Below are 5,800 nucleotides of genomic sequence, written 5' to 3'. Positions count from 1 at the left end.
GTCATAGGTGCCGGGCTTGGAGGGGCTGCGGCGGCGGCACTTCTTCAGCAGGCCGGCCTTCATGTCGACGTCTTCGAACAGGCACCGGCCTTTGCGCGCATCGGTGCCGGTATCCACATGGGCCCGAACGTCATGAAGGTGTTCCGCCAACTCGGGATGGAAGACGCTGTCGTCGCCATGGGTTCCAAGCCCGATTTCTGGTTCAGCCGTGACGGGCGCTCTGGCGACTATCTTTCCCGGATCCGGCTCGGCGGGTTCGCCGAGAAGGAGTATGGCGCTCCTTATGTGACCGTCCATCGCGGTGATCTGGCCGCGCTTCAAGTCTCGCTGCTGCGGCCGGAAAACCTACACTTCGGCAAGCGGCTGGACGCAGTAACGGACAATGGCGCCGGCGTCGAGCTCAGCTTCGCCGACGGCACTCGAGTCACGGCCGACATCGTTATCGGCGCCGACGGCATCAATTCGAAGGTCCGTGAAGCTCTGCTCGGCGAGGAGAAGCCGAACTACAGCGGCTGGGTCGCCCACCGAGCGGTGATTTCGTTCGACAAGCTGAGCCGCTACGGCCTCGACTTCGAAGATTGCGTGAAATGGTGGTTCGAAGACCGCCACATGATGGTCTACCACACCACCGCGGACCGCAGTGAGTATTACTATGTCACCGGCGTGCCGCATCCGGCCTGGGACTTCGATGGCGCCTTCGTGCCGTCTAGCCGCGAAGAAATGCGGCAAGCTTTTGCCGGTTGCCATCCGGTGGTGGACTCGCTGATCGACGCCAGCGACGAGGTGACCAAATGGCCGCTGCTCAATCGCAAACCGCTGCCGGTGTGGAGTGAGGGGCGGATGGTGCTGCTCGGCGATGCCTGCCATCCGATGAAGCCACATATGGCGCAGGGCGCGGCCATGGCTATCGAAGACGCGGCCATGCTGGCGCGTTGTCTCGGCGAAACCGGGGGCAGCGATTACGCATCGGCCTTCGCCCTCTACGAAGCAAACCGCAGGGATCGTGCCTCGCGCGTGCAGGCGGTATCCAATGCCAACACCTGGCTGCGCAACCAGGAAGACCCGGCCTGGGTGTTCGGCTACGACGTCTATCAGGCGCCGCTGCAGAGCAGGGAGGCGGCGCAATGAAAGCGGCAGCGGTTACAGGCGCCAATGTCGCCGCCAACGGCATCCGCCAACACTATTTGCACTATCTCGGCACGGGATCTTCGCTTGTGCTGGTGCCGGGCATCACCAGCCCGGGCGTGACCTGGGGTTTCGTCGCCGAAAGGCTCGCCCGCGAATTCGACGTTTACGTCCTCGATGTACGCGGCCGCGGCCTGTCGCAATCCGGCCCGAACCTCGACTACGGCCTCGACAGCCTGGCCGACGACCTCTCGGGTTTCATCGCGGCGCTCGGCCTTTCCAATGTGACGGTGCTCGGCCATTCCATGGGCGCGCGCGTCGCGATCCGCGCGGCGACCCGCAACCCCGCCGGCATGGCACGGCTGCTGCTGGTCGACCCGCCCGTCTCGGGTCCGGGGCGCCGCCCTTACCCTTCGAAGCTTGCCTGGTATGTGGATTCGATACGACAGGCGGAAAGTGGCATGGACGCCGAAGCTATGCGCACCTTCTGCCCCAGCTGGAGCCATGAGCAGCTCGCGCTTCGGGCCCAGTGGCTGCACACCTGCTTTGAGCCCGCCATCGTGACGGCCTTCGAAGGCTTTCATACCGACAACATCCACCGCGATCTGCCCGGTCTTCCCGTCGCCGCTGGCCTGATGGTGGCGACGCGCGGCGGCGTCATCGAACCTGCCGACGAAGCGGAAATTCAGTCCCTCAATCCGGGCATCCGCATCGAGCGCGTGTCCGATGCCGGACACATGATCCCCTGGGACAATCTCGAAGGGTTTTTGGCCGCGGCTGACCGGCTGCTCGGAACCGCTCTGGCAGCGAAGAAAGCGGCATGACCACGAAACCGTTCCGGATCGGCCAGATCGTGCCGAGTTCCAACACAACGATGGAAACCGAGATCCCGGCGATGCTTTTGGCGCGCCAAGGCATCCGGCCCGAGCGCTTCACCTTCCATTCGAGCCGCATGCGCATGAAAACCGTCAGCAAGGAAGAACTCGCCGCCATGGACGGCGAGTCCGACCGCTGTGCCGCCGAGCTCTCGGATGCCCGCGTCGATGTGCTGGGCTATGCCTGCCTTGTCGCCATCATGGCGATGGGACTTGGCTATCACCGGCAGTCGGAGGCGCGGCTGCGCGGCCGCACGCAGGAGAATGGTGCGGACATCCCGGTCGTCACCAGCGCTGGCGCCCTGATCGACGGCCTCAAGGTGCTGAAGGCCAGGCGCATTGCCGTCGTGGCGCCCTATATGCGGCCGCTGACCGAACTCGTGGTAAACTACATCCGCGAGGAAGGTTTCGAAGTCGTCGACTGGCGCGCGCTGGAGATCCCCGACAACCTCGACGTGGCGCGGCATGACCCGGAAAACCTGCCCGGCATCGTTGCCAGCATGAACCTCGAAGGTGTCGACGTGGTCGTGCTGTCGGCTTGTGTGCAGATGCCGTCGCTGCCCGTCATCGCCAAGGTCGAAGCCCTTACCGGAAAGCCGGTGCTGACGGCGGCGGTCGCCACAACATACGGCCTGCTGAAGGCGCTCGGCCTGGAGCCGGTCGTTCCAGGCGCCGGCGCGCTGCTTTCCGGCGCGTACTGAGGGACGCGCCCATGACCCAGCCGGCAATTCCCATAGACGCCGCTACACAGGCGGCAGCCGACAACTACAGCGGCGTCTGGGGTCACCGCATCGGCTTCGGGCGCAGGCCGGCGCTGCTGGTGATCGACTTCATGAAGGCCTACACGACCCCCGGCGCACCGCTCTTCGCGCAGGGCGTGGTGGAGGCCGTCGCACACACGCCCGCGCTACTGGCCGCAGCGCGCCAGGCCCGCATACCGGTGATCCACACCAACATCCTCTACCGCGCGCCCAACTGCGCCGATGGCGGGATCTGGGTGAAGAAGGCGCCTGTGATGGCGGCTCTGGTCCCCGGCAGTCCGCTGGCCGAATTCTGCGACGGCGTCGAACCGTTGCCGGGCGAACTGGTCGTCACCAAGCAGTATGCCAGCGCCTTCTTCGGCACCAGCCTCGCGCCGATGCTGCACGCCGATGGCATCGACACGGTCATACTCGCCGGCTGCTCGACCAGCGGCTGCATCCGGGCAAGCGCCGTGGACGCGGTCCAGCACGGCTTCCGAACCATCGTGATCAGGGATTGCGTCGGCGACCGGCACGCCGGGCCGCACGAAGCCAACCTGTTCGACATCGATGCCAAGTATGGCGACGTCGTCAGCCTCAAGGAGGCGCTCGGCGAAATCGGACACGCCGGCCGACGCACGCCGCCCGAACCAGAATGCATGCCCGAAACTAGCTGAACAGGGCCGCAACGCCGCCCGCATTGCGAAGGAGATCGCTCGATGGATCGCAACGTTCTGACTGAAATCTGCCTGCACCAGCTCACGCTCAGCGGGGTGCACGAGGGCGAGAAGGTTATCGTTTTGTCGCAGGGCGGCGAGCGCCTCGACTATGCCGACGCCTTCTTAGCCGCTGGCCAGCGCCTGGGCGCGCGCATGTATCACATGCGTCTTCCCGCGCCGCTCCCCGGCAATGGCGCCTGGGCCGTTGGCGAAACCGGGCTGGCGGCCAACCCGGAAGCGGTCGAAGCGCTGAAGCAAGCCGACATGGTCGTCGACCTCATCTTCCTTCTTTTCAGCCCGGAGCAGATGGCAATCCAGGCGGCCGGCGCACGCGTGCTGACCGCCGTCGAACCAGCGCCCCTGCTTGCCCGACTTCTGCCCACCAAGGAATTGCGCGAGCGCGTCGAAGTCGGCGAGGCGATCCTGTCGAAGGCCAAGACCATGCGCATCACCTCCCGCCATGGCACCGACGTGATCTACAAGCTCGGCGTCTACCCGACGGTTGGCGAATACGGCTACACCGACCAGCCCGGGCGCTGGGACCACTGGCCGGCGGCTTTCGTCTTCACCGGCGGCGCGGATGATGGCGTCGACGGCAAGATCGTGCTGGCGCCTGGCGACGTGCTTTTGCCATTCAACACCTACGTGCGCGAACCGGTCATCTACACGATCGAAAAAGGCTTCGTTCAAGACATCCGCGGCGGGCTTGAGGCCGAGCTGATCAAATCCTACATGGGGGAGTTCAAAGACCCGCGTGGGATGGGCATGAGCCATGTCGGCTGGGGGCTCGACCACCGGGCGCAGTGGCACGGCCTGACGCAGTTTCCCGGCGGCATGGGCATGGAGCTGCGCTCCTTCTACGGCAATGTAATGTTTTCGACGGGCCCGAACAACGAACTCGGCGGTCCCAACGACACCGCCTGCCACCTCGACATTCCGATGCGTGGCTGCAGTCTTTTCCTGGATGACGAGCCGATCGTCGTGGACGGAGACATCGTCATCAGGGAAATGCAGCACCGCCAATAGACCAGACTGCCGGCACCCGATCGGCACCAAGGCCTGAGGCTTATCGATATGCGATGTGAAGCATGACTCGTAGTCTGAAATGGGGACGGAAGCGGACTGGACGCTGCGAGCAAGGGCGTCCAAATGCGAACTCTCAGTTCGATGCGAGCTGCGTCGTGGGTGACTAATCCAGACACCATCGCTGCTTCAGAACCGAGTAGAACGCTCTGCCGGTTGAGGCGACTTCAAGCTCTGGCAAGAGCATTCCGGATTGGCCGGAAGTCGTGCCGCGGTCTCCAGCGCCACACGCGAGGCTGTCATGGAGAGGCTCGGTAACACATCCTCCTGCAGCAATTTCTGGCGATTGCGGTCCATATAGTCGTTGAAGCCCGCCGTGACGAACGCAAGAGGCACGAAACACGCGCCAATCTCGCGCGACAAGGTCGCCTCTGGAGCGATCGAGTGGTTGAGCACGTCCGCCCCCATGTTTCGATACGCCAGAGCTTCGGCGGGAGTTGTCAGTCGCGGCCCGTAGCAGTGGGCAGCGACCAACTGCTGCTCGATGCCATGGACCCGGCATTCGGCTGGCCAATGGCGCCGGGCGGTCTCGGCCAACAATGCCGCACATCTTGGACATACGATCTGCTTGCCCGAGCAGTCGAAGCTCTGGCGGCCGGGCAGCAGTGAAAACGGGGTCTGCGACAGTTCGATGATATCAGCGTTCACCACCATGTCGCCGGGCTGGATCGCCTTGTTGACGGCGCCAACAGTCGAGCAGGCCAGCACTTGCCTTACACCCGCTTTCATCAAGACCCAGAACGCGCGGCGATGACAGGAATGATCGATATGGTCGCGGGGATTGCCGTGCGAATACATGCACAGGGCATGTTTGGTTTTGCACTCGACGGTAATCGACGCATCGAATTCGAGAAGCTTCCAGTTGTCAGAACGACCGAAAGGCGTTTCAAAACTCATGTCGCGCCGCAAGGTGCGCACACCCTCGAATGCGACATCTTCCGGGAAGGCAAGCCCCCAGTTTGCCGAGCCGGTGATGATGGCCAACCCTACCTGAGGGATGTCCGTTGACTGATCCGCCGGAGCACCGGCCACGTGATGATTTGCAGGCATGTTTCCAGTCTCGGTCAGGATTTTTGGCGAAGGCTCACGATCAGGACGGCGACCACGACGATGGCCGTCCACAAGGTCGAGATCGCCGCAATGGTCGGGTCGATCTGATCGCGCAGAGATATGAACATGAGTTTCGGCAGCGTGCTGTTTTGACCGCTGGCGACGAAGATCGAAATCACAGACTCGTCCAGCGAAGTCAGGAAGGCCA

At 63.7% G+C, this 5,800-nt stretch carries 6 protein-coding genes and 1 pseudogene; 5 read left to right on the top strand and 2 right to left on the bottom strand.

Annotated features, from left to right (window positions below; genetic code table 11):
- The 5 genes from ACXJ7R_RS23210 to ACXJ7R_RS23190 all read left to right on the top strand — a co-directional run.
- Positions 1-1,128, top strand: a 1,128-nt coding sequence (locus ACXJ7R_RS23210; RefSeq protein WP_457153888.1) for an FAD-dependent monooxygenase, incomplete at its 5' end; no start/stop codon positions are given.
- Positions 1,125-1,949 carry an alpha/beta fold hydrolase gene (locus ACXJ7R_RS23205; protein WP_457153887.1) on the top strand — a complete coding sequence of 275 codons (825 nt, stop codon included), beginning with the start codon at positions 1,125-1,127 and terminating at the stop codon, positions 1,947-1,949. The genes ACXJ7R_RS23210 and ACXJ7R_RS23205, both read left to right, overlap by 4 nt.
- Positions 1,946-2,701 (top strand): maleate cis-trans isomerase family protein, encoded by a 756-nt coding sequence (locus ACXJ7R_RS23200; RefSeq protein WP_457153886.1) that lies wholly within the window; start codon positions 1,946-1,948, stop codon positions 2,699-2,701. The genes ACXJ7R_RS23205 and ACXJ7R_RS23200 overlap by 4 nt, the downstream gene beginning before the upstream one ends.
- Before the next feature lie 11 nt (positions 2,702-2,712).
- Positions 2,713-3,417 carry an isochorismatase family protein gene (locus tag ACXJ7R_RS23195; protein ID WP_457153885.1) on the top strand — a complete coding sequence of 235 codons (705 nt, stop codon included), beginning with the start codon at positions 2,713-2,715 and terminating at the stop codon, positions 3,415-3,417.
- A gap of 42 nt (positions 3,418-3,459) precedes the next feature.
- Complete coding sequence (locus tag ACXJ7R_RS23190; RefSeq protein ID WP_457153884.1) at positions 3,460-4,485, top strand: leucyl aminopeptidase; 1,026 nt, start codon at positions 3,460-3,462, stop codon at positions 4,483-4,485.
- 186 nt (positions 4,486-4,671) lie between these two features.
- Here ACXJ7R_RS23190 and ACXJ7R_RS23185 read toward each other — a convergent pair whose 3' ends face one another.
- Positions 4,672-5,592, bottom strand: a complete 921-nt coding sequence (locus ACXJ7R_RS23185) for a phosphorylase family protein (RefSeq protein WP_457153883.1) — start codon at positions 5,590-5,592, stop codon at positions 4,672-4,674.
- 14 nt (positions 5,593-5,606) lie between these two features.
- Positions 5,607-5,800 (bottom strand): annotated as a pseudogene (locus ACXJ7R_RS23180) (ABC transporter permease); the annotation flags it as partial.

The sequence above is a fragment of the Mesorhizobium sp. P5_C1 genome (genome assembly GCF_054049815.1).
Note: the sequence above shows the minus strand (reverse complement) of the source record. Positions and strands in the feature narration are given on the sequence as shown.